Source organism: Pseudomonas shirazensis (genome assembly GCF_014268785.2).
GTDB classification, from domain to species: Bacteria; Pseudomonadota; Gammaproteobacteria; order Pseudomonadales; family Pseudomonadaceae; genus Aquipseudomonas; species Aquipseudomonas shirazensis.
The window spans coordinates 63,895-85,979 of the sequence record NZ_JABWRD020000003.1 but is presented as its reverse complement, the minus strand read 5'-3'; the positions used below and the strand labels follow the sequence as shown (position 1 = coordinate 85,979).

Genomic DNA, 22,085 nt, shown 5'->3' with positions numbered 1-22,085 from the left:
CGGCAAAGACGCCACTACCGCATCCCTGCCGAGGCCTATACAAACATCAACGCGCTGACTTAACCGTATCCGGCAGCTCGGCAAAGGCTGCACCATTCCACTGATACTTGACCACACTCTCCTGGCTCGGGCAGCAGCGTGGATCTTCGTCGCTGTGAGTCAACACGGTCACGCCGATCAGGTTCGGGCCGAGCAGCTGCAGGTCGGTGGCGCCGCCGAGGATGGTCTTGCCTTTGGCGCTCCAGCTGTTGCCATCACGGTACAGCGCCGCAAGGGTCTGGAACGAGCCATTGCCACCGCCCTGGCCTTCGATGGTGTAAAGCACCACGGCATCTTCGACGCCATCTCCATCGAGATCCACTTCCAGCAGCTGACGGCCTTCGTCGTATTCACTGCCGCCGTCGGTTGCGATTTCGTCCGCGACCATCTGGTCGATGGCGGCCTTGAGCAGCGCATCAGTTGCGCCTGCCGGCTGCACGGCTGGCTGCTGTTCTGGGGCAATAACGGTGCTGGTGGCAGGTTGGCTGGCTGCGCTGTAGTGCGCCATTGCCTGGGCATTCGGGGTCAGGCCAGCAGCTTTGATCCTGGCAATGTATACCTCGCTTATGCGCTTGCGAATAGGCTCCAGTTCGCTCTGGGAAAACTCCATCACCCCTTTGCCATCGAACGGCTGTGCATCGCCAAGAATCCAGCGTGAAAACATCCCGGGACGGCTCGCTTCGAGCGCACTGACGACGTCATCCTTGACCTCACGCACTGCCTGTTCATAGAGGTCCCAGCCGGCATCGCCAAACATCGCGAGTATGGCCTGCTTGTCTTCAGGCGCGGCGAACGGCACTGCTTCAAGCAGACCGATGTTGTAATCAATGGTCTTGCTGACACAGCTGTTGGTGAAATTGCCAAAACACTCCTGGCGCAGCTCCTGCAGCGCTCGCGCCTGCTGGAACTGGCTGACTGCATCGCAACCGGCCAGCCCCAGTACCCCACCCATCGCTACGGCCCATTTCAACTTCATGTTGCTTTCCTTGTGTGACGGGCCGCTCAAGCGACCCGCAGTCGATCAATCCTGTTCTGCATCGATCAGTTGCCCATTACGGCGGTCGCCGTGCACAGCCATGTAGCGCACCAGTTGACCAATCCGCAGGTCGAGCGCCTGCAACAGCCGGGTGCGGGTGTCGTTGACTTCACGCTGATTGAAGAACCCTGGCGCCTGGGTGTACAGGTCGAACGCCTGGTTGATCTGCGCCGGGGTGAGGACGGTGAAGTTTTCCCCGGCATTGTGGTTGTACAGCGCGACCAGGGTGCCGTTCTGGTTGCCGGCGTTATGCACGAACAGCAGGCTGACGTGCTGGCCGGGGCGGATGCGCACCTGGGTGTTGTTGAGCTGGAAGCACGACTCTTTGCCGTTTTCCAGGCGCACCCAGAACTCATGCTCCTGCACGTTGTGGGTGCTCACCTGCATGCTCGACGAACTGCTGCCAGTCGAGCCGGTGCCCTGCCACATCGTGCCGCCAGTGGTGCGGTGCGAGTGGTAGGCGTCGAGGTGGGTCTGGTTGCGCTTCTGGCTGTCGAGCACTTCGCCATTGAAGACAAAGAACCCCAGCTGGCGCTCGAAGTGGTTGAACGGCTCTTCGATGAAGTTGACGTCGTCGGGCGCCAGGGTGATGTCGTACATGGTGCGGATCATTTCGGCGCGGGCGGCCTTGTCGCGCTTGGCCTGCTCTTGCAACTGGGCGCGGCGCAGCTTGGCGTCGTCGATGGCCTTGAGCGCCTGGGCCTTGAGAATCGGGGTTTTCTCTTGGGCGTAGACGGTGGCCTTGTCGCTGGCCTGCTTGAGGATCGGCGCAGCTTTTTGCCCGGCCTCAACAGCCAGGTCACGGGCTTTGTCCAGCGCCTGGGCGGCTTTGGCAGCTAGCTCGGGGTTGGCGTCGTAGGCCTTTTTCTTCAGGTCATCCCAGAGACTCATCGTGGTCACGCTCCATTGTGCAAGGGCAGATCAGCCGGTACCGCTGAACGGGTGCGGGCAGTTTAACCGCAAGCCGGGGCAATGACGTCAAAAAGCCATCTAACTTAAATTGACGGCTAAATGACTTTGCAAGTAGTGTTGCGCGGTTATTCAGTATCAAGGTGTGATTACTGAAACGGATCTATACAAGACTAGGTAGGGTCTACAAGGATGCGCGGAGTATTGCTACGCAGTGGTAAGAGTGAAGACTTTACCGCGTTGGGAGAGACTGGCCAGCCGGTCTATCGTGCCGCTTTGCAGCTGCGCGAGGCGATCCGCCGCAAGTACCCGGAGCATCCGCACCTGGTCGAGCACCTGGCCATCCCGCAGCCGGATGCGCTGGGCAGTACCCTTGACTGGTACAGCGAGCGCCCGGGCGATGTGATCCCGTGGAGCAGCGCTACCGAAGAAGAGCGAGCGCCTGCCCGAGCCCAGCTCGAAGTACTGCAGCTGCGCATCAACGATCTGAGCAACAGTATGCTCGGCCTGGATGCCAACGGTACGCCGTTGCCCGGTGCCCGCAATGCCGTGCAGGGCGACAACACGGTGTTCGGCAAGCTGCTGACCTGTGTGGTGCCGTTTCCCGACGAAAACTTCGTGTATCTGGTGGATGGCCGCCCGGTCCTGACCTTCTGGGGCTTTATCCATGCCGGCGCCGAGCGCAGCCGCCAGCCCTTGCATTGCCTGTATCCGCGTGCCGCCAAAGCCGTCGAGCCAGTGATCGCACCACCGCCCGTGCCACCCATTGCTCCTGCGCCAGTACCGCCGGTTGCGCCGCCATTGCCGGTTGCTGCCGCGCCGTGGTGGCGTCGGCTGGGTTGGTGGTGGCTGCTGCCATTTTTGCTGCTGTTGCTGCTGCTGTTCGGCCTGCGCAGCTGCTGGCCGGGCCTGAATGTGCCGGGCCTGCAGCTGCCTGAACTGAATCCGAAAGCGCCGGTGATCGACACTGGAACTCACAGCGGCAGCGGCACCGGCAACCTGGGTACTGGCACCGGTCAAGTGCCGGGCTCCGGTGCTGGCCTGCCAGGCGCTGGCGGCACTGGCCCAGGGGCCGGCAACCCAGATGCAACGCCACCTGCACCCGAGCCAACACCTGAACCGCCAGTGCCGGGCGATACCAGCGCGCCTGAGCCCGCCCCGGAGCCAACGCCTGAACCTGCACCTGAACCCGCCGCGGAGCCCGTGCCTGCACCCGAGCCAGGCCCGAGCCCAACACCACCCGAACTGCCAAAAGAACCCCCTGCGCCCGCTCCCCAGGCGAACCTGCTGAGCATTCCGCCTGACGCCGCCGAAGGCACCGCCAGCTTCCTCAATGGCGACTGGGCCGGTGCCGGCATCCAGGAAGTCGGCACCAGCAAGCCGCTGCGCCTGAAGTACGACTTCAAGGACGGCAAAGGCAATGCCACCGTCAGCCGCTCCGATGGCGTGCGCTGCCAGGCACCGGTTTCGGCGGCCATGAATCAAGGTCAGCTGTCGATTACCAGTGCCGGCCAAGCCGCCTGTGCTGACGGCAGCAGCTACGACCTGCCCCAGGTCAATTGCAAGCCAGGCGCATCCGGCCCGGCTGACTGCGCCGGCAACTATGGCGCCGACGCCTTCCCGATGCTGATGAAACAAGCCGGCCAATAATACGAGACGCAGAAGATGTTGCCCGAAATCACCCAGTTCGAAGAAACGGTCACGCTGGTCAGCGATACCGGCATTCAATTCATGGATTTCGCCCTGCGTCTCGGCCCGGACGGCGAGCAAGCGGGCAAGTTCGTCCAGCTCAACAACGGCATGGTGCCCACGCGCCTGCTGTGGTCGCGCGAGTACAAGGACTTCTACGAGCCGGAGCCGGACAAGGTCGTCCAGGTCGAATTCGACAGCAGCGACGACAACCACTTCCGCGTCGCCATGGAAGAAAGCCTGAAGCTGTTCGATGGCGTCTGGCTGCCGTTGCCGTTCCTGCGCTTCATGGCCCCGCATCGGTTTGACGAAGGCCCCAACAACTGGTCGCGGATGCGCCTGGTAAAGCTGGCCGAGCCGGACCTGGACGGCAATACCCATCGCCTGACGCTGGCCTTCGATACGCGCATCATGGCCGCAGTGGCCGGTGCTCATTACTTGGCGCCGAACGAAGAAGACGTGCGTTCCGGGGTCGATTTCAAGCTGGCCTGCAGCGCCCGTGAATACGGCTGGTTCCTGACCCACGGCTGGATCCGCGAGTGGCTTGCCGAGCTGTATGGCGAAGCCCGCGCCGAGTGGACCCGCGAGCGCCTTGAACGTGATCTGCAGGGCAACCGTCACCTGGCCCACTACCTCAACCTGCTGAGCCTGTTGCGTCGGCCGGTGCCGGCTGAGCAGAGCGTCGAGAAGCCCAAGGTCGAAATCCCGGAAATCAAGGTTGTCGCCAACGAGATTCAGGGTGTGGTGCAGCCAATCCCGGTCGACCTGGTACTCGATGTGGGCAACTCGCGCACCTGCGGCATCCTCATCGAGGACCACGGTCAGGCAGGCTCCGGCATGCGTCACAACTATGTGCTCGAACTGCGCGACCTGAGCGAGCCGGAGAAGGTCTACAACGAAGCCTTCGAGAGCCGCGTCGAGTTCACCCAGGCCTACTTCGGCAAGGATAATTTCTCGGTCAAGAGCGGCCGCCACAATGCCTTCCAGTGGCCGACCATCGCCCGCGTCGGTGGCGAAGCCGGACGCCTGGCCAGCCGACGCCGCGGTACCGAAGGCTCGACCGGGCTGTCCAGCCCCAAGCGTTATCTGTGGGATGAAAAGGCCTACGGCCATGGCTGGCGCTTCAATACCTCCTACGTCAAGAGCGACAAGGAGCCGCTGGCCACCGCCGCACCGTTCGCGCACCTGATCAACGACCTCGGCCAGGCCCTGTACCTGCCGCCGAAGAACGACATGCCGGTGTTCACCCCGCGCTATTCGCGCAGCAATCTGATGACCTTCATGCTGGCCGAAGTGGTCACCCAGGCGCTGGCCCAGATCAACAGCCCGGCGCAACGTTCGCGCCAGGGCCACGCGCGCGTGCCGCGCCGCCTCAACAGCATCACCCTGACCGTGCCGCCAGGCATGCCTCAAGCCGAGCGCAGCATCCTCAGCAACCGCATGTACGAAGCCGTCGGCCTGGTCTGGAAGAGCTTTGGCTGGCATGCCGGCGAGAGCAACCCGTTCAAGGACAAGAGCATCGTCCCGCGCACGCCGCTGCCAAGCATCCGCGTCGATTGGGATGAAGCCAGCTGCGGCCAGCTGGTGTACCTGTACAACGAGGTCAACGAGAACTTCGCCGGTCATCCGGAAGAATTCTTCGCCGCCCTCGCCCGCCCGGACAAGCAGGAAGCCGAGCAGATCACCCTGGCCACCATCGATATCGGCGGCGGCACCACTGACCTGGTGATCACCGACTATCGCCTCGACCGTGGCAACAACGGCGGCGCCGGGGCCAACGCGCACATCGTGCCGAACCAGCGTTTCCGCGATGGTTTCAAGGTGGCTGGCGACGACATCCTCCTCGACGTGATCCAGGAGTTCATCCTGCCGTCGTTCCGCAAGGCCCTGCAGGGCGCTGGCGTGAGTGCGCCGGACGCGATGATGTCGCGCCTGTGCGGCAACGGTGATGCCTCGGCGCAAGAGCGCATCCTGCGTCAGCAGCTCAACCTGCAGATCTTCGTGCCGCTGGGTCTGGCCCTGCTCAAGGCGTACGAGAACTACGACCCGGCGCAGCCGCAGGACGTCGTCGAGCAGACCTGGCAAGAGGTGCTGGGCACTGCCGTGATCAACGACAGCGTGCTCGAGTTCGTCAATGCCGCAGTGCGCCGCGAAGTCGGCCGCGAAGGCACGCTGGAGCTGCTGCAGACGCCGATCACGTTTGACCTCGAGCAGGTCCATGCCGCCTTCATCGGCGGCCAGATCAACATCACCCGGATCCTCGCCGAGCTGTGCGAAGTGATCTCGCACTACCCTTGCGACATGCTCCTGCTGACCGGCCGACCGTCGCGCCTGCCGGGCATTCAGGCGTTCATCCGCCAGCGCCTGCCGCTGCCGCCAGGGCGCATCCTGCCGCTGCAGAACTACCGCACCGGCGGCTGGTACCCGTTCCACCGCAACGGCCTGATCGATGACCCGAAGAGCACCGCTTCGGTCGGCGCGATGATCTGCCTGCTGTGCTCCAAGCACAGCGTGCCGAACTTCTATTTCCGCACCGTCGAGCTCAAGCCGTACTCGATCATCAAGCACTTTGGCCAGATCGACACCGCCGGCACCATAAAGCATGCCGACGTGCTCTACCACAACCTGCAGTCGGCCAAAGGCCGGATCGAACTGCCGATTGTTGGCGAAGGCGAGCAGCGCGGCACGCCGTGGCTGGAAATGCGCGGCGACATGCACCTGGGCTATCGGCAGTTGTCGGCCGAGCGCTGGTCGGCCTCGCCGCTGTACACCTTGCGCTTCACCCCGCGCGGCAGCAGCGCGTTCTCCAAGGCACTCGGCAAGGGCGGCGAAGCGCCGGTACTGCGCGTGCGCCTGGAGGTCGAGGAGCCGTCGGACCAACTGCTGGAGCAGGGTTTGATCAGCGACAAGCTGATCATCTGCGACCTGCAATCGAATATTCAGGATGCCGATTTCGATTACGACCGGGATCTGGAGCTTGCCCTCAATACCATGCCAACCATGAGCTTGAGTGACAGCGACTATTGGCTCGACAGCGGGAACGTCAAAGGAAAATGAGCGACCTTACGCCGAAGCAACAACAGTTGATGAACGCCTGGGGCGCTGTCCATGAAGGCGCCGGCCAGGCCCTGTCGTGGATCGACCAGGTGCGTGGCAACGCCGCCAGCGTGGAAGCCGAGGCCGATGGCCTGAGCCTGCGCCTGCGCCAGGCGCGCAACCGCGCCAAGGACCTGCGCAAGGCCGCGTCGACGCCAATGGTGATCGGCTTCTTCGGCCTGTCCCAGGCGGGCAAGTCGTACCTGATCTCGGCCCTGGCGGCAGATCAGCGCGGCCGGCTTGAAACCGACTTTGGTGGCAAGACCCTGGACTTCATCGAGCACATCAACCCGACCGGGTTGGGCAAGGAAGCCACCGGCCTGGTTACCCGCTTCAGCCGCTTGGCCAAGCCCAGCCCGGATGCCAACTACCCGGTCGAGCTGAAGCTGTTCAGCGAAGTTGAAGTGGCGAAGATTCTCGCCAACGCCTGGTTCGAGGATTTCGATCAGGAGAAGCTCGACTACAGCTTCACCGACGATAGCCTGCAAGCGCTGCTCAAAGGCTTCGAAGGCCGCGAGCAGGAGCAACTGCATCCCGGCGTCAACGGTGACGACGTGGTCGCCTTGTGGGACTACCTCAAGGGCAACTACGAAAAATCGGTACGCAAGCTCGAGGACCATTACTGGCCACGAGCAATCAAGCTCGCGCCGCACCTGAGCTATCGCCAGCGCGCCAAGCTGTTTTCGGTGCTGTGGGGCGAGCAGCCAGCGCTCACCGAAGTGTATGAACTGCTGGTCGGCGGCCTGCACAAGCTGGGCTTCCCCGACACCGTCTATGCGCCTTTGAGCGTGTTGGTGAAGGACGACAACGGCAGCTACACGCCGACCAACAGCATCATGAACGTGGATATTCTTGGCCGTCTCGGCACCAGCCGCGATTTGCCGGTGAGCGTGCTGCCACTGCACGGCGACAAGGTCCAGAGCAGTGTCGGCCTGACGGTCGCCCAGCTCGCCGCGCTGACTGCCGAGATGACCTTCCGCCTGATCAACAGCCCCAAGGACCCGGTGGTCGAAGCGGTCGATTTGCTCGACTTCCCTGGCTATCGGACCCGGCAAAAGCTGCTGCGCCTGGAAGACGCTGCCAGCCCGGACGCGGTCGAAGAGGTCAACCCGGCCTCCAGCCTGATCCTGCGCGGCAAGGTCGCCTACCTGTTCGAGCGCTACACCGATGCCCAGCAGATGAACGGCCTGGTGCTGTGCACCAGCTCGTTCAAGCAGAGTGAAGTGGTCAGCGTCGGCCCGGTGCTGACCCGCTGGATCCACAAGACCCAGGGCGCCACGCCAAAAGAACGCGGCCAGCGCACCCCGGGCCTGATCTGGGCGCTGACCATGCTCGACGGTTTCATCGGCAACACCCTCGGCCTCAGCGAAGGGCAGCTGCCTGAAGGTTGCGAGAACATGATGAAGCTGACCATGATCGAGCGCTTCGGCGCCCAGGAATGGATGAAAGAGTGGGCCGACAGGCCGTTCAACAACACCTACCTGGTGCGCAAGCCACGCCTCGACACCGCGTTCATCGAGCGCGACAGCGGCAGCGGCGAAGAAACTCACTTCAACGAGCGCCACGAGTTGCGCCTGCAGCAGCTGCAGCAGTGCTTTGTGCAAAGCCCCTCGGTGCAGCGCCATATCAAAGACCCGGCCGATGCCTGGCAAGCCATGCTCGCCCTCAACGACGGGGGCATCAGCCGCTTCAGCGCCAGCTTCCAAGGCATCAGCGACATCGACTTCAAGCTGACGCGCATCGACGAACAGCTGCGCAAGTGCCGCGCCGATCTGCTCGAACATGGCCTGCATGCATGGCGCGAAGAGGACTTCGAGCAGCTGCTGAACAAGAAGCGCGAAAAGACCCAATACCTGGTGGAAAACCTCGGCGCCGACCCGGATGCGATCTGCGAACTGATCAACGCCCTGCAGCTGCCGGACGAAGAGCTGCGCGAGCTGTACCTGGGCGGTGTGTATGACATCAACGGCATCGATGGCGACGCCGAACCAGAGCCGGAGGGCGCCGCCAAAGCGCCGGCCAACAAAGCCCCCGCGATCAACTTCGGCAGCCTGTTCGCCAGCCCGGCAGCCGCGCCATCTGCGCCCGCAGCCCCAGCCAAACCGCTGGCCCAGCGCTTGAATTCGGAACAACGCTTTGCCCGCGCCGCACTTAAAGCGTGGATCTGCCACATGCGCGAGCTGGGCACGCAGACCTTGCGCCTGAACAGCATGCGCATCAGCCGCGAACTGGCCGATGCCTTGACCGAAGAGCTGATCAGCGCCGTGCGCCGCCCGGCCTTCCTCGCACAGCTCGACCAGGCCGTGACCCGCCGCATCATCGGCGGTGCCCGGCGCGACCAGCTGGTACAGCGCCAGGTGATGAACGTGCAGCTGTTGATGCGTGACTTCCTGTCCTGGTTCGGCCTGCTCGCGCAGCCGCTCGGCCAGCGCCCGAGCAGCCTGCTTGGCGACCGCCATCCGGTGTTCAGTTTCTACCAGAACGTCGCCCTCGGCGAACTGCCGGAGCTGCCGGCGCAGCCGTCGCACCAGGAGCAGGGCTTTCACGTCGACTGGCTGTCGGGCCTGGCCTGGCTGACCCAGGAAAACGCCAAGAACGGCGCCGACCCAGAAATTACCACCGAGCAACGCCGCCAGTTGGCGGTGTTGCTGAACACCTTTGAAGCGAGCTGACTGTAATGGGTATCAGAGTTGATGTGCTGCCACTGACCGTGAACACGCCGGGCCATGCCGTGCTGCGGATCACCGGCTGGGAGGGCGCAAGTGACGGCCTGGAGCTGTCTCTGCAGAGCAGCCAGACCCACGAGTTCCTCCACCCCGGCGCACGCTGGGGCAACGTCGCCCATGGTTTCAAGCTCGATGCCTTGCAGCCGGTGGACGGCGCGCCGGGCCTGGAAACGCGCATTGGTCCTGAGCTGATCGACCCCTTGCTGGAAGCCAGCGGCACCGCCAACTTCCGCGTCGAGCTGAGCGATCCGCAGCAAGGCCAGAGCGACATGGGCATGCTGCGCATCAACAATGAGGTGCTGCCATCGACTTCAGGTGCACCACAGCAGACGCCGCCCTCGCTGCCGGTTCCACCCGCACCTGAGCCGGTCGCGCCAGCGCCAGTCAGCGTGCCTGAAGAACCTGTAGCCACAGCCGTTGAACCGGAGCCGACCCCAGAGCCGGTAATCAATACCCGCAAGCCGATCTCCCCTGCTCCGGCCAAGACCGGCAACCGCTGGCTGCTGCCGCTGCTGCTGGTGGTTCTGTTGCTGCTCGCCGCAGGCGGCGCCTGGTGGTGGTTCAACAAACAACCAACCGCACCGGCCGAAGCACCGAAGCCCGAGCCCAAAACCGAACAGCCAGCGGCCCCTGCGCCCACTGCTGCCCTGCCCTGCACCCTGGAAAGCATGCAGAGCGAAGGCGAGATCCCGTTCGTCCAGGCCTGCATCCAGAACGCCCCAGGCTCGGCCGCGCTGCTGGAAGTGATCAACCAGGCCAAGGCCAGCAACCACTGCGGCGTTGCCCAGCGGCTGTACGCCAACCGCGCCCAGGGCGGCGACATCGAAATCGCCAGTGCCTATGCCCGCGAGTACGACCCCAAGTACCACCAGCCCAGCGAATGCTTCAAGGCGCCAGACAACGCCACCGCAGCCTACTGGTACGAGACCATTCTCGGTTTCGATGAGAACAACGCCGAAGCCAAGCAACGCTTCGAGGAGCTCAAGCCATGAGCCTGCGCAGCCTTGGCGCCGCCCTGCTGGCCTTGAGCCTGAGCCCAGCCCTGCACGCGGCCGACAAGCCGCTGTTGCAAGAGGGCAAGAAGACCCTGTCCCAGCGCGTGCTGACCACCCCCGGCTGCAAGCTCAGCGACGCTGCAGGCGCTGCGCCGGGCAAGGCCCAGCCGACCTTCAGCCGCTTTTATGTGTACGAGCGCGCGGCGGTGGACAACCGCCAGTGGCTGCGCGTCGGCCCGGATACCCAGGGCAAGAGCATCGGCTGGCTGCCGGGTGACTGCACTGTCGAATGGAAAATGCAGCTGACCCTGGCCTTCACCAACCCGGCCAACCGCGACCGGCTGATGTTCTTCAAAGACCGCAGCCAGCTCGAAGGCATCCTCGATGCGCCCGACCCGGTCAGCAAGGTCGCGCCACTGCGCGCCCAGCTCAAGAACGGCAAGGAAGCGCCTGGGGTATTGGCCCAGGAGCCGGAGTACTTCGTCGACCTGCAGAAAAACTTCTACCTGCTGCCGGTCCTGAGCGGCGAAGAAGTAATGACTGAAGAAGGCTTTCGCACGCGCATCCTCAACGTCGCCTCGGTGAGCAAGGCCGACGCGGCCAGCACCTCGGCACCTGCGGCCGGCAGCGCTGCCAGCCAGGCTGCCGCCAACACCCAGATGAAAGCGTTCAGCGCGGCGGTGGTATTCGTCATCGACTCGACCATTTCGATGGACCCGTACATCGACCGCACCCGCGAAGCGATCAAGCGTGTCTACGCCCAGATCGAGAAGGAAAACCTCGGCCAGCAGGTCAAGTTCGGCCTGATCGCCTACCGTTCCAGCACCCAGGCAGTGCCGGGCCTGGAGTACGTCAGCAAGATGTACGCCGACCCCAACACGGTCAAGGACGGTGCCGACTTCCTCAGCAAGGTGGCGGATCTGAAGCAGGCCAAGGTCTCCAGCAAGGTCTTCGATGAAGACGCCTATGCCGGGGTCATGCATGCGGTCGACAAGGTCGACTGGAGCCAGTTTGGCGCGCGCTACGTGGTGCTGATCACCGATGCCGGCGCGCTGGATGGCGGCGACAAACTGTCCAGCACCGGCCTTGGCGCCGAGCAGGTCAAGATCGAAGCCAGCAACCCTGGCGTTGCTCTGTACACCTTGCACCTGAAGACCCCGAGCGGGGCCAAGAACCACGGCAGCGCCGAAGCGCAGTACCGCGCTCTGTCGACCTACCCAGGCACCAACACCTCGCTGTACTACCCGGTCAATGCCGGTGATGTCGACGAGTTCGGCCGCAAGGTTGACAGCCTCGCCGGCGCCATCACCCAGCAGGTCCGTTCGGCGTACATGGGCGAAGACGCCGTTGGCAGCGCCACCAATGCCAAGGCCAGCCCGGCCGAGCAGAAGATGCTCGAAGACGCCGCGCTGATTGGCCACGCGATGCAGCTGGCGTACCTGGGCAAGGCCAGCGGCACCCAGGCGCCGCCGGTGTTCGAGGCGTGGATCAGCGACCGTGACCCGATCAAGCAGAACGTACCCACCACCGATGTACGGGTGCTGCTGACCAAGGCGCAGCTGAGCGACCTCAGCGACGTGCTCAAGCAGATCCTCGACGCCGCCAACGAAGGCATGATCTCGCCCAGCGAGATGTTCACCCGCCTGCGCGCCGTGGCCGCAACCATGGGCGCCGACCCTAACCAGCTCAAGCAAGACGCCCGCGTGGCCGACCTCGGTGTGCTCGGCGAATACCTCGATGGCCTGCCGTACCAGAGCGAAGTGCTCAACCTCGATGAAGAAACATGGAAAGGCTGGGACGGCCTGGCCCAGGAGAAATTCATCCGCAACCTGAGCACCAAGCTGCGCCACTACCAGCGTTACAACGCCGATGTTGACCGCTGGGTGGCGCTGGCCCCGGGCGCCGACAGCCGCGACAACGTCTACCCGGTTCCTCTGGAAATGATGCCCTGACCACTTATGCTCGAGATCAAGGGATTGCGTGTGGTCCGCGGCCAGGGACCACAGTCACACGCCGTGCGCCTGGATGCGCTGCAGTTGCGCGCGGGCGAGGTATGGGCGGTAACCGGCGAGAGCGGCTGCGGCAAGAGCACGCTGCTCGAAGCCATCGGCCTGCTGCTCAAGCCTGAGCGACTGGACTGTTACCTGCTCGGCAGCGAGCAGCACGACGTTGCCCGGCTACTGGCCGGCGAGCAGCATGCGGCCTTGGCTGCACTGCGCTCACGCGAGCTGGGTTTCGTCCTGCAGAGCGGCGGCTTGCTGCCGTTTCTCAGCGTGCGCGACAACATCCTCTTGCCGCGCCGTCTGCTCGGTCTGGACGCGCACAGCCATGCAGTCGAAAAAGCCGTCGCAGCGCTGAGCCTGACGCCATTGCTCGACAAGCTGCCGCAAGCACTGTCGATCGGTGAGCGCCAGCGGGTCGCCTGCGTGCGCGCCATCGCCCATGAACCGCGGGTGCTGCTGGCCGACGAGCCAACCGCCGCGCTTGATCCACACAACGCGCAGCGGCTGTTCGAGCTGCTGCTGGAGCTGGTCGCCGAACTGGGCCTGAGCGCCTTGCTGGTGTCGCATGACTGGGCGCTGGTCGAGCGCTTTGGCCTGCCGCGTCTGGGCGCGATCAATGGCCAGGGGGAGACCCGTTTTGAACCCTTGGTATAAGCGCCTGGCGCTGCTGGTCAGGCTGTCGCTGGCCGACCTCTGGCATGACCGCAACGTGTCGCTGTGCATGGCCGCGTCGCTGGTGGCGGTGATCGCGCCATTGCTGTTGCTGTTCGGCCTCAAGCATGGGGTAGTCAGCCAATTGCAGCAGGAGCTGCTCAGCGACCCGCGCAACCTCGAAGTGAAGATGCTCAGCAGCGGCCATTACGACCAGGCCTGGCTGCAACGCCTGCAACAACGGCCCGAGGTTGGCTTTGCGATTGGCCAGACCCGCTCGCTGAATACCCAGGCCGACCTGCTTGGCGAGCGTGGGCGCTTTGTCGACAACGTCGAAGTGATCCCGACCGCGGCCAACGACCCGCTGCTGGCCAGCGAATTCAGCGCACTGCAAGCCGATCAACTGATCCTCAGCGAGCGCGCGGCACAGCGCCTCGAAGCCAAGGTCGGCGACAGCGTGCGCCTGCGCGTCAGCCGCCGCCTCAACGAAGTCAATGAACGCGGCGAACGTACCCTGCGCGTGCAAGCGATTGTTGCCGCGGTGCGCTTTGCCCGCCCCGCGGCGTTCGTCAGCCCTGAGCTGCTGCTGGATCTTGAGCATTACCGCGACGGCTACCTGGTGCCTGCGTTGGGCGCCGGCAGCGGCCAGTCGCTGGAGGCGGTCGGAGTCGGCTATGCCCGTGCGCGGATCTATGCACGCGATATCGACAGCGTCGCGCCGCTGGAGCAGTGGCTCAATCAACAGCGCATCGAGACCAGCAGCCGGCTGGCTGAAATCGACAGCGTCAAAGCCATCAACCATGTGCTGGGGCTGATCTTCGGAGTCATCGCCGGCGCTGCCCTGATCGGCTGCATTGCCTCGTTGGTGGGGGCGTTTCTGGCCAACATCGACCGCAAACGCCGCGACCTGGCGGTGCTGCGCCTGCTCGGCTTCACCAGCAGCGCGGTGGCCGTCTACGTGGTGCTGCAAGCGCTGCTGCTGAGCCTGACCGGGTTTGTCGGCGGGCTGGCCTGTTATTACCTGGGCAGCCTGCTGTTCGACCAGTTGCTCGGCAGCAGCCAGGCGACCGGTGCCTTTATTTGCCATATCACTGTCTGGCATGGCCTGGTGGCCCTGCTGCTGGCCTTGCTGGTCGCTGGCCTGGTTGCCTTGATCGGCGCCGTGCGGGCGATACGGATCCAACCTGCGGAGAGTCTGCGTGAACTGTAAAACCTTTGCTCGCCTGGCCCTGGCGCCCCTCGCGCTTGGCTTCGCCCTGGACGCCGCGGCAGCGAGCTGGGACGAGAAATTCTACAATCCCATGGCCGATGCCGACGATGTCGTGCTACCGATGCCCTGTGACGGCGCAATGGTGTTTCGCAAGGTACTGATCCCGGTGGCCGGGCCGCTCGACGACTACCCGATCAATATCGGCGCCGACAGCGCCGAGTACGGCTATGTCGAGCAGACCCGGCCAGCCTTTATCGCCGGCAGCTTCACCAGCGCCAAGGGCGACAAGTCGCGCTATTACCTGCTGGCCAAGTACGAGATGAGCCAGCTGCAATACCGCGCCCTGACCGACGAAACCTGCCCGACGCCGTCCAACAAACAGCGCCTGCCGGTGGTCTCGATCAGCTGGCTGGACGCCTTGCAGGCCGCCGACAAGTACAACCGCTGGTTGCGAGCCAATGCTGCTGACAAGCTGCCCCGCGAAGACGGCGCGCAGGGCTTCGTGCGCCTGCCGACCGAAGTCGAGTGGGAGTTTGCCGCACGCGGCGGATTGCAGGTCAGCACCGCCGAATTCCGCGACATTCGTTACCCGATGGCCGATGGCCTGAACGCCCATGAATGGTTTGCCGGTGCGCAATCGGCCAACGGCCAGCTGCAGTTGAGCGGCCTGCTCAAGCCCAATCCGCTGGGCCTGCATGACATGCTCGGCAACGCCAGCGAGATGATGTTCGAACCGTTCCGCCTGAACAAACTCGACCGCCAGCACGGCCAGGCCGGCGGCTACGTAGTGCGTGGCGGCAACTACCTGACCAGCGAAGCCGAGCTGCGCACTGCCCTGCGTCAGGAAGAGCCCTACTACAACGCCGAAGGCGCGGTGACCAAAAAAACCAACGGCATGCGCCTGGCGCTGGTATCGCCGACCCTGACCTCACGCGAACGGGTCAAGGCCATCGAGAAGAGCTGGAGCAGCCTGGGTAACGACCAGCCGGCCGCCGACAGCAAGGAAAAAGGCACGGTCAAGGCCCTCGAAGCGCTGGCCTCGAGCGTGCAGGACGAGGCCCTCAAGGGTCAGTTGAAAACCGTCGAAAACCAGCTGCGCGCGAGCAACCAGCAGCAACAGGAAGCCCGCGACCAAGCGATTCGCGCCAGCCTCAACCTGGGTGCGTTCCTTTGCACCAAGATGCTCGACGACGGCCAGTACCTGGACTTTCTGCAGAAAAACTACGCCGCCAACTGCAAGGCCGGCGAAGAAGACCCGACCTGCGGCATGCGCAAGAGCAAGCTCGACGAGCAAAGTGCGCGCCTGCACAAGCTCAGCCGTTACTACGCAAGCTCGCTGGTCGAATCCGGCTCGCTGTATGGCAAGAGCCTGCTCGAAGCGCAGGTGCCGGTGCTCGAAGGGGTGCTTACGGCCAACAACAATCTCAAGGAACTGACGCCGTACCTGCGCGCCCATTGGGCCAACCAGGTGTCGTTCCTCAAGTCGCAGAAAATTGATACCAACGCCTGGCTGAACAGCTGCAAAGCCGTCGCCCACTGACACCACAAGGAAGCGTAATCGTGATGCACAGAAAAACCGCTCGTAGCAGCTCCTGGATGAGCCTGATGATGGCCGCCTGCCTGGTCCTGACCGGCTGCGCCAGTACCGGCAGCTCGATGCTTGGTGACAGCGGCGGCGGCAAGGCCGACCCGCGCCTGACCTCGGGCGCCGACGCCAAGTTCTTCAGCACTTCGGGATACCAGGCCTGCGCCGTGGCCGCCGGTGCCGGCGTGCTCGCCTGCGTACTGTCCAACTCGGGCAACAAGGCTGCCTGCGCGGTGATCGCCGGGGTTGCCGCCTGCGGTGTGGCCATGGGCGCCAACTACTACCTCGACCAGCGCCGCACGCAGTACGCTGACACTACCCAGCGGTTGAACGCGATGACCGGCGAAGTGCAGAAAGAAAACGCCAAGGTGGTCGAGCGCAGCAACACCCTGCAGCGGGTGATTGCCGACGACAAACAGCAGATTGCCGACATCCAGAAGAGCATCAAGGCCAAGACTGTCGACAAGGCCAAGGCGCAGCAGGAGATCGCCAATGTCGATACCAACATCGGCCTGATGCGCAAAGACCTGGGCAACATGAAAAGCCGCGTCACCGAGTTCGAGAAGGTCGCCAAACTCGAGCGTGACGGTGGTGCCAGCCCGGCCGAAGTGCAAAAGGTCGAGGCCGAGATCGCCAAGATGAACAACAAAGTCGTCGCCCTGCAGCAGGAGGTCGACGGCCTCTACAACCAGCGCTCCGCGATTACCCTCGGTTAAGGAACAGCCCATGTCACTTCGTCATTGCCTGGGCCTTGCCCTGCTCGCCAGCCTCGGCGGTTGCGCCACCACTGCCTCGCAGTGCAACGCTACCGACAATAGCACCAGCCTGGTCAGCAAGCTCAATTGCGACTACGGCGGCGGCTATGCCGAAGGCGTGCGCAACAGCGAGCAGCAGTTGGTCACCGCGCAGGAGCAGAACCGCCAGTTCAATCAGGTGTTCAGCGAGCTCAGCGCCCTGCAGAGCTCGACCCGCCAGGACTTGGCCGGCCAGCAACGCCAGCAGGCCAACCTGGAGAAATCCCTGAACGGGCTGCTGGCCACGCTCAAGAGCCGCCATGGCAACAAGCAGGAAGTGCAGCAGCAGATCGCCAGCCTCGAGCAACAGCTGAAGAACCGCCAGGCAGCGCCAATGCAGAACGCCAGCAGCGCGCAGGTCGAAGCGCGCAAGCAGGAGCTCAAGGCCCTGCAGCAACAGGTCAGCCGTTTGCAGCTGAGCCTGGGTTACGAGTAAGCCCTTCGGCAGCTGCGGCTGCCGATCCTTTTTCAGGATATCCACATGCAGCGGGTCACCCGCGATACCCGACCCGCGCAGGACGATCCGCGGGTGTTGGAACAGGCCATGGCGATCATCGTCAGGCACTTCCCGGCCAGCATCGCTAATCTGTACGCCACCCCGCGCACCGGCCAGGACGGTGTGCGTGAATGGTGGTCGCCGCTGGAAGGCCAGCCGCAGCGCTATCACGACCTTACCAGCGAGCAGCAGACCACCTTGCTGCGCGTCTATGAGCAGCGCCAGGACGCCCTGCGCCAGTTGGTCGGCGAGCTGAAGGAACGCGGCCAGGAGCAGGAGGCGAGCGTGCTGCGCGCGCTGATCGGCCCGGCCAACCTCGAGCACCTGTACAGCGTCAACGGCGACCCGTTGCTGGTGCGCTGGGCGCAGCCGGCGCCGGTCAAGCCAGCACCGGTGGCGGCAGCGCCAGTGCCCGTACCGCGCCCGCGCCGCTGGATCTGGTTGCCGTGGTTCCTGCTGCCCCTGCTTGGCCTGTTGCTGCTGGCCCTGGCCTTGTGGTTTGGCTGGCCGTACCTGCAACGCTGGTATGAACAGCGCGAGCCGGCCAAATTTGCCTGCATGAAAGATGATCAGGCGCTGCCCCCGGAGTTCTCGGTGGTGCTGGATACCTCCGGTTCGATGCTACTGAGCGTCGCAGCGACGGCGGAGGACGAGCAGTGGTTCTTCCAGAACATCGCCGACCCCGCCATCGACCAGGCGCGAGTCGCCGAGGTTACCCGCGCGCCGGTACGCATCGATGTCGCCAAGCAGAGCCTCAAGCAGATGGTCGATGATCTGCACCCGGCCATCGACACGCGCTTCATCACCTTCGACGGCTGCCGAGCGCCGCTCGACCATGGTCTGTTCACCCCGGCCCAGCGCCCGGCGCTGATCAGCGGCATCGAGGGTCTGGTGCCGAATGACGGCACCGCCTTGAGCGCCAGCCTCGACCTTGCCGCAAAAAGCATGAACGGCCGCGACCGCGATGGCGTGATCGTGATGTTCGTCGACGGCGCCGATGGCTGTGGCGAGGATGTCTGTGCAGTCGCTCAGCGCATCGCCCAGGAGCAGCCGCGGCTGCGGGTCAATCTGGTCAATATCAGCAACAACAGCCTGGCCAACTGCATTGCCGACAGCACCGGCGGCCGGGTCTACAGCGGCGATAACGCCGTGCAAGTGGCGGCCGCGCTGAAACAGGCGAGCCAGGAAGTTTCCAGCAGCAACAACTGCAACTAGGACGAGCGATGCAACGGGTAATTCGCGACAGCCACGCCAGCCAGGACGCCGCCGCTGCACTCGAGCAGCGGGTAGCGTTGATCCGCCAGCACTTCCCGCCGGCCATTGCTCATCTATATGCCATTCCCCGCCAGGGGCGTGACGGTGTGCTGGAGTGGTGGTCGCCGCTGGAAGGCCAGCCGCATGTGTATGCCGAGCTGGGCCGCGACCAGCAGGCAGCGCTGCTACAACGCTATGAAGAGCGCCAGGCCGCAGTCGGTCAGTTGGCCAACGAGCTGCAGCAGCGTGGTCAGACCCAGGCAGCAGGCGCCCTGCGCAGCCTGATCGCGCCGCCTGATCTGGGCAACCTCTACAGCATCAACGGCGAGCCGTTGGTGATCCGCTGGGGGCAGACCGTGCCGGTGGCCGCGCCAACGCCGCCGCCACCGCCTGCACCAGCACCCAAGCCGGCGCCGCCCGCAGCCAGGCCGGCCCCGCAGCCCAGGCCTGCACCACCGCCCAGGGCCGTACCTGCGCGGCGCCTGCGGCTGTGGCCATGGCTGCTGTTCGGCCTGCTGCTGGCGTTGCTCTATGCGCTGTGGTTGAACTGGCCAATGCTGTGGGCGCGCTGGCAGGCCGATCACAGCGCCATGTGCACCCCAGGCGCTGGCTTTCAGGCTTCGGAGTTCGCCGTGGTGCTGGATACCTCCGGCTCGATGAACGAGCGCATCCGCGTCAAGCGCGCAGACGACCCGTGGTACATCAGCCTGCTGGCGAAGATCCCGGTGGTCGAGCAGTATCTGCCGTCGGGCAAGGCCCCACCGACGACTCGCCTGAGCGTGGCCAAGACGGCCTTGGGCGCGGTCATCGAAGACCTCGACCCCAAGGTGGCGATGCGTCTGGTGACCTTCAACGGCTGCAACTCGCCGATCGACCACGGCGTGTTCGCCCGCGATCAGCGCAGCGACCTGATCGAGCGTATCGCCGGGCTCAATGCACGCGGTGGCACTGGCCTTGGGATCAGCCTGGAGGCGGCAGCGGCCAGCATGGACGGGCGTGAGCGCGATGGCGTCATCGTGATGTTCGTCGACGGCCGCGACAGCTGTGGCACCAGCATCTGCAAAGTCTCCGAGCAGATCGCCCAGAACCAGCCACGGCTGCGGATCAACATCGTCAACATCAGTGCCAGCACCGGCTCCAACTGCGCCGCCAGCAATACTGGCGGGCGGGTGTATACCGCTGATGATGCAGCTGCGGTGGCCGCCGCGTTGGAACAAGCCAGCCGCGAAGTCTCGCAGGGCAACGGCTGCTGAAGCGCAAACGGGCGCACGCCGTACGCCCGTTTGCAGCCATGACGTTTTTCAATCGAGTCCATGCCGTTTTCCGCGTTGCCGTGCAAGGCGCCTTGGCGGATGCTTTATTTACCTGAGCATCCCCCATTCGCGCACCGAGGCCTGCATGAAAACCGTCGACGAAATCCTCAAGAGCAAGGCACAACACCAGACCGTCTACACCATCGGCCCAACCGAGTCGGTGCTGGCGGCGCTGAAGCTGCTCGCGGAAAAAAACATCGGCGCCTTGCCGGTGGTTGAAGACGAGCGCGTGGTGGGCATCGTCAGCGAACGTGATTATGCGCGCAAGCTGATGCTCAAGGGCCGCTCTTCGCCGTTCACTACAGTGGCCGAAATCATGACCGCAGCGGTGATCACGGTTGAACCCAGAACCAAGCTCGATGAGTGCATGCAACTGATGACCGACCGCCATCTGCGCCACCTGCCGGTGGTCAGTGAGGGCAAGCTACTCGGCTTGTTGTCGATCGGCGACCTGGTCAAGGAAACCATTAGCGAGCAGGCCAACCTGATCAGCCAGCTGCAACAGTACATTCGCGGCGAGTGAAGGTTGCTTCAGTGATAGGCGCTTTCCAGCTCGTCCAACTGATGGTCGAAGCTGCGCAGGCGCGCTGACCAGGTGTACACCAGCACTTCCAGATCACGGTTGAGCACTGCCGTGCCGCCTTTGCCGGCCACCGGCCCGTCGCCCAGATCCAGTTGGTAGCGCTCACGGGCCATGGCCGTGGCCACGCTGGAAAGGTCGCGGGCAAATGCCAGCCAGTGCTGATGAGGGTCGTGGATTTCGCGGTCGAGCTCGCGGCATTGGCACTTCAGCGCATCCAGGCTTTGCTCTAGCGGCGTGCCCTTGAGTTCGCCCATGACCTCTTCGAAGGTGCGCCCGGAGTGCCAGTAACTGCCCCAGAAATAACGGTCGAACACGGTTTCGACCCGGCGCAGGGCAACTTTGGTGTTCCAGATGGTGACCAGGGTATGGCCCTGGCTCAGTTCGCGCCTGTTCAGCTGCAAGTGCTGCCAGGCGATCCAGGCCAGCCCGCAGAGCGCCGCTGCCGCGGTGACCGCAGCAGCGGCGTACAGAAACTGCACGGCCTGGTTCAGCTGATGGGTGTGCCAGATACCGTAGAAGTAGCCGGTGGTCAGGGTGCCGAGGATTGCCAGGAGGCACCAGAAACCGGCTGCGTAGGGATCTTTCATCACGCTATCCCCTTGTTGTTTTACCTCAGCATAGCAACGCCACTTAACCCATCAGGTGCCGCTCGGCGCTTTATTTGCGGGGGCGACGCAGGGCTTCGTTGAGTTGATCAAAGGGGATTGCCCAGTCGGCGTCCTCAAGCACCGCTTCTTTGAGGAATGCGCGCTGCGAGTCGCTCCAGAACGGCGCATCGACCAGCTTGATTTCGTTTTTCAGCGGCGAGTGCGAGGTGATGAACTGGTCGATACTCTGCGCATCGTGGTCCAGCCCCAGTTGCATGAACAGTTCGGCAAACTGATGAGTCGGTGCTTCCATGGGTGCCTCCTCGCCAAGCTGGCCGTCGACGACGCCGGCCCGGCGCTGGTTGAGTGAGAGATGAGGTGGCCGCAGCCACCTTGCTCAAAGATAGACACCAGCCAGGCCACTCAAGGTCGAAGCAATTTGCACTTTTTATCCGACAAGCGTCACAGCGGCGCCCGGCGCAGGGTGGCGAGGAACGCCGCGGCGCCGACGAACAACCCGGCAAAGGTACGGTTCAGGCGCTTCTGCTGTTTAGGCGTGCGCAGCAGCCGCAGCACCCGCGAGGCCAGCCCGGTGTAACCGGCCATCACCAGCAGGTCGACGCAGACCATGGTCGCGGCAATCGTCAGGTACTGCGGCAGCAGCGCCTGATGCGGGTCGATGAACTGCGGCAGCACGGCGAGCATGAACACCAGCGCCTTGGGGTTGCTGACATTGACCAGAAAACCACGGAACACCAGGCTCAGCGGCTTGCCGATCGGCCGTATCGGCGACTCGGCGCTCATGTCCATAGGCAGCGCGCGCCATTGCTTGTAGGCGAGGTACACGAGGTAGAACACGCCGAACCACTTGATCACCTGAAACGCGGTAGACGAGGCGGCGAGGATGGCGCCGACGCCGGCTGCAATGATCGCGATCTGCAGCAGCAGACCGAGTTGCAGGCCCAGGGCGTTCCAGTAACCGCGCCAGAAACCGTACTGCAGGCCGCTGGACATCGAGGCAATCGCCCCCGCCCCCGGCGACAGGCTGATCACCCAGCACGCGGCAAAGAACGCCAACCACGTTTCCATCGACATGTAGCACCTCATAGCGGATATGTT

General features: G+C 64.0%; 18 protein-coding genes. 13 read left to right on the top strand and 5 right to left on the bottom strand.

Features of this window, described 5'->3' with window-relative positions:
• Positions 1 to 46: 46 nt before the first annotated feature.
• On the bottom strand, positions 47 to 1,015 hold the full coding sequence (locus HU736_RS16360) for an LppP/LprE family lipoprotein (RefSeq protein WP_186701414.1): 969 nt from the start codon (positions 1,013 to 1,015) through the stop codon (positions 47 to 49).
• A gap of 45 nt (positions 1,016 to 1,060) precedes the next feature.
• Positions 1,061 to 1,966: a hypothetical protein gene (locus HU736_RS16355; RefSeq protein WP_103435356.1), complete on the bottom strand. Its 906-nt coding sequence runs from the start codon at positions 1,964 to 1,966 to the stop codon at positions 1,061 to 1,063.
• Positions 1,967 to 2,176: 210 nt separating this feature from the next.
• Here HU736_RS16355 and HU736_RS16350 point away from each other — a divergent pair, with 210 nt between their 5' ends.
• The 13 genes from HU736_RS16350 to HU736_RS16290 all read left to right on the top strand — a co-directional run bounded on the left by HU736_RS16350 (position 2,177) and on the right by HU736_RS16290 (position 20,319).
• Positions 2,177 to 3,634: an SrfA family protein gene (locus tag HU736_RS16350; RefSeq protein ID WP_186701415.1), complete on the top strand. Its 1,458-nt coding sequence runs from the start codon at positions 2,177 to 2,179 to the stop codon at positions 3,632 to 3,634.
• Between the two features lie 15 nt (positions 3,635 to 3,649).
• Positions 3,650 to 6,730, top strand: a complete 3,081-nt coding sequence (locus tag HU736_RS16345; protein ID WP_101322605.1) for a virulence factor SrfB — start codon at positions 3,650 to 3,652, stop codon at positions 6,728 to 6,730.
• Positions 6,727 to 9,441 (top strand): virulence factor SrfC family protein, encoded by a 2,715-nt coding sequence (locus HU736_RS16340; protein ID WP_186701416.1) that lies wholly within the window; start codon positions 6,727 to 6,729, stop codon positions 9,439 to 9,441. Before HU736_RS16345 ends, HU736_RS16340 begins: the two co-directional genes overlap by 4 nt.
• Before the next feature lie 5 nt (positions 9,442 to 9,446).
• A complete protein-coding gene (locus HU736_RS16335) occupies positions 9,447 to 10,487 on the top strand; it encodes a hypothetical protein (protein WP_186701417.1) in 1,041 nt (346 codons plus the stop codon).
• The gene (locus HU736_RS16330) at positions 10,484 to 12,442 is read left to right on the top strand and encodes a vWA domain-containing protein (protein ID WP_186701418.1); all 1,959 of its coding nucleotides are present in this window, start codon (positions 10,484 to 10,486) and stop codon (positions 12,440 to 12,442) included. The genes HU736_RS16335 and HU736_RS16330 overlap by 4 nt, the downstream gene beginning before the upstream one ends.
• Positions 12,443 to 12,448: 6 nt before the next feature.
• Positions 12,449 to 13,147, top strand: a complete 699-nt coding sequence (locus HU736_RS16325; protein WP_186701419.1) for an ABC transporter ATP-binding protein — start codon at positions 12,449 to 12,451, stop codon at positions 13,145 to 13,147.
• Positions 13,131 to 14,354: an ABC transporter permease gene (locus HU736_RS16320; RefSeq protein WP_186701420.1), complete on the top strand. Its 1,224-nt coding sequence runs from the start codon at positions 13,131 to 13,133 to the stop codon at positions 14,352 to 14,354. Before HU736_RS16325 ends, HU736_RS16320 begins: the two co-directional genes overlap by 17 nt.
• Before the next feature lie 91 nt (positions 14,355 to 14,445).
• Positions 14,446 to 15,894 carry a formylglycine-generating enzyme family protein gene (locus HU736_RS16315; protein WP_225913088.1) on the top strand — a complete coding sequence of 483 codons (1,449 nt, stop codon included), beginning with the start codon at positions 14,446 to 14,448 and terminating at the stop codon, positions 15,892 to 15,894.
• Between the two features lie 23 nt (positions 15,895 to 15,917).
• The gene (locus tag HU736_RS16310) at positions 15,918 to 16,655 is read left to right on the top strand and encodes a hypothetical protein (protein WP_186701422.1); all 738 of its coding nucleotides are present in this window, start codon (positions 15,918 to 15,920) and stop codon (positions 16,653 to 16,655) included.
• Between the two features lie 10 nt (positions 16,656 to 16,665).
• Positions 16,666 to 17,169 carry a hypothetical protein gene (locus HU736_RS16305; RefSeq protein ID WP_186701423.1) on the top strand — a complete coding sequence of 168 codons (504 nt, stop codon included), beginning with the start codon at positions 16,666 to 16,668 and terminating at the stop codon, positions 17,167 to 17,169.
• A 45-nt stretch (positions 17,170 to 17,214) separates the two neighbouring features.
• A complete protein-coding gene (locus tag HU736_RS16300; RefSeq protein ID WP_186701424.1) occupies positions 17,215 to 18,444 on the top strand; it encodes a vWA domain-containing protein in 1,230 nt (409 codons plus the stop codon).
• A gap of 8 nt (positions 18,445 to 18,452) precedes the next feature.
• Entirely contained in the window at positions 18,453 to 19,736 is a 1,284-nt protein-coding gene (locus tag HU736_RS16295) for a VWA domain-containing protein (protein ID WP_186701425.1), read from the top strand.
• 145 nt (positions 19,737 to 19,881) lie between these two features.
• Positions 19,882 to 20,319 carry a CBS domain-containing protein gene (locus HU736_RS16290; RefSeq protein ID WP_186701426.1) on the top strand — a complete coding sequence of 146 codons (438 nt, stop codon included), beginning with the start codon at positions 19,882 to 19,884 and terminating at the stop codon, positions 20,317 to 20,319.
• Positions 20,320 to 20,327: 8 nt separating this feature from the next.
• Here HU736_RS16290 and HU736_RS16285 read toward each other — a convergent pair whose 3' ends face one another.
• The 3 genes from HU736_RS16285 to HU736_RS16275 all read right to left on the bottom strand — a co-directional run bounded on the left by HU736_RS16285 (position 20,328) and on the right by HU736_RS16275 (position 22,061).
• Complete coding sequence (locus tag HU736_RS16285; protein WP_186701427.1) at positions 20,328 to 20,966, bottom strand: NADH:ubiquinone oxidoreductase subunit N; 639 nt, start codon at positions 20,964 to 20,966, stop codon at positions 20,328 to 20,330.
• 70 nt (positions 20,967 to 21,036) lie between these two features.
• Positions 21,037 to 21,279, bottom strand: coding sequence for a DUF2789 domain-containing protein (locus HU736_RS16280; RefSeq protein WP_101322618.1), 243 nt, complete (start codon positions 21,277 to 21,279; stop codon positions 21,037 to 21,039).
• Positions 21,280 to 21,428: 149 nt separating this feature from the next.
• Positions 21,429 to 22,061 (bottom strand): LysE family transporter, encoded by a 633-nt coding sequence (locus HU736_RS16275; protein ID WP_103435370.1) that lies wholly within the window; start codon positions 22,059 to 22,061, stop codon positions 21,429 to 21,431.
• Positions 22,062 to 22,085 lie beyond the last annotated feature (24 nt).

Coding starts and splice junctions, on each gene's coding strand:
- HU736_RS16360 (WP_186701414.1), bottom strand. CDS start 1,015: ATGAAGTTGAAATGGGCCGTAGCGATGGGTGGGGTACTGGGGCTGGCC.
- HU736_RS16355 (WP_103435356.1), bottom strand. CDS start 1,966: ATGAGTCTCTGGGATGACCTGAAGAAAAAGGCCTACGACGCCAACCCC.
- HU736_RS16350 (WP_186701415.1), top strand. CDS start 2,177: ATGCGCGGAGTATTGCTACGCAGTGGTAAGAGTGAAGACTTTACCGCG.
- HU736_RS16345 (WP_101322605.1), top strand. CDS start 3,650: ATGTTGCCCGAAATCACCCAGTTCGAAGAAACGGTCACGCTGGTCAGC.
- HU736_RS16340 (WP_186701416.1), top strand. CDS start 6,727: ATGAGCGACCTTACGCCGAAGCAACAACAGTTGATGAACGCCTGGGGC.
- HU736_RS16335 (WP_186701417.1), top strand. CDS start 9,447: ATGGGTATCAGAGTTGATGTGCTGCCACTGACCGTGAACACGCCGGGC.
- HU736_RS16330 (WP_186701418.1), top strand. CDS start 10,484: ATGAGCCTGCGCAGCCTTGGCGCCGCCCTGCTGGCCTTGAGCCTGAGC.
- HU736_RS16325 (WP_186701419.1), top strand. CDS start 12,449: ATGCTCGAGATCAAGGGATTGCGTGTGGTCCGCGGCCAGGGACCACAG.
- HU736_RS16315 (WP_225913088.1), top strand. CDS start 14,446: ATGGCCGATGCCGACGATGTCGTGCTACCGATGCCCTGTGACGGCGCA.
- HU736_RS16310 (WP_186701422.1), top strand. CDS start 15,918: ATGCACAGAAAAACCGCTCGTAGCAGCTCCTGGATGAGCCTGATGATG.
- HU736_RS16305 (WP_186701423.1), top strand. CDS start 16,666: ATGTCACTTCGTCATTGCCTGGGCCTTGCCCTGCTCGCCAGCCTCGGC.
- HU736_RS16300 (WP_186701424.1), top strand. CDS start 17,215: ATGCAGCGGGTCACCCGCGATACCCGACCCGCGCAGGACGATCCGCGG.
- HU736_RS16295 (WP_186701425.1), top strand. CDS start 18,453: ATGCAACGGGTAATTCGCGACAGCCACGCCAGCCAGGACGCCGCCGCT.
- HU736_RS16290 (WP_186701426.1), top strand. CDS start 19,882: ATGAAAACCGTCGACGAAATCCTCAAGAGCAAGGCACAACACCAGACC.
- HU736_RS16285 (WP_186701427.1), bottom strand. CDS start 20,966: ATGAAAGATCCCTACGCAGCCGGTTTCTGGTGCCTCCTGGCAATCCTC.
- HU736_RS16280 (WP_101322618.1), bottom strand. CDS start 21,279: ATGGAAGCACCGACTCATCAGTTTGCCGAACTGTTCATGCAACTGGGG.
- HU736_RS16275 (WP_103435370.1), bottom strand. CDS start 22,061: ATGTCGATGGAAACGTGGTTGGCGTTCTTTGCCGCGTGCTGGGTGATC.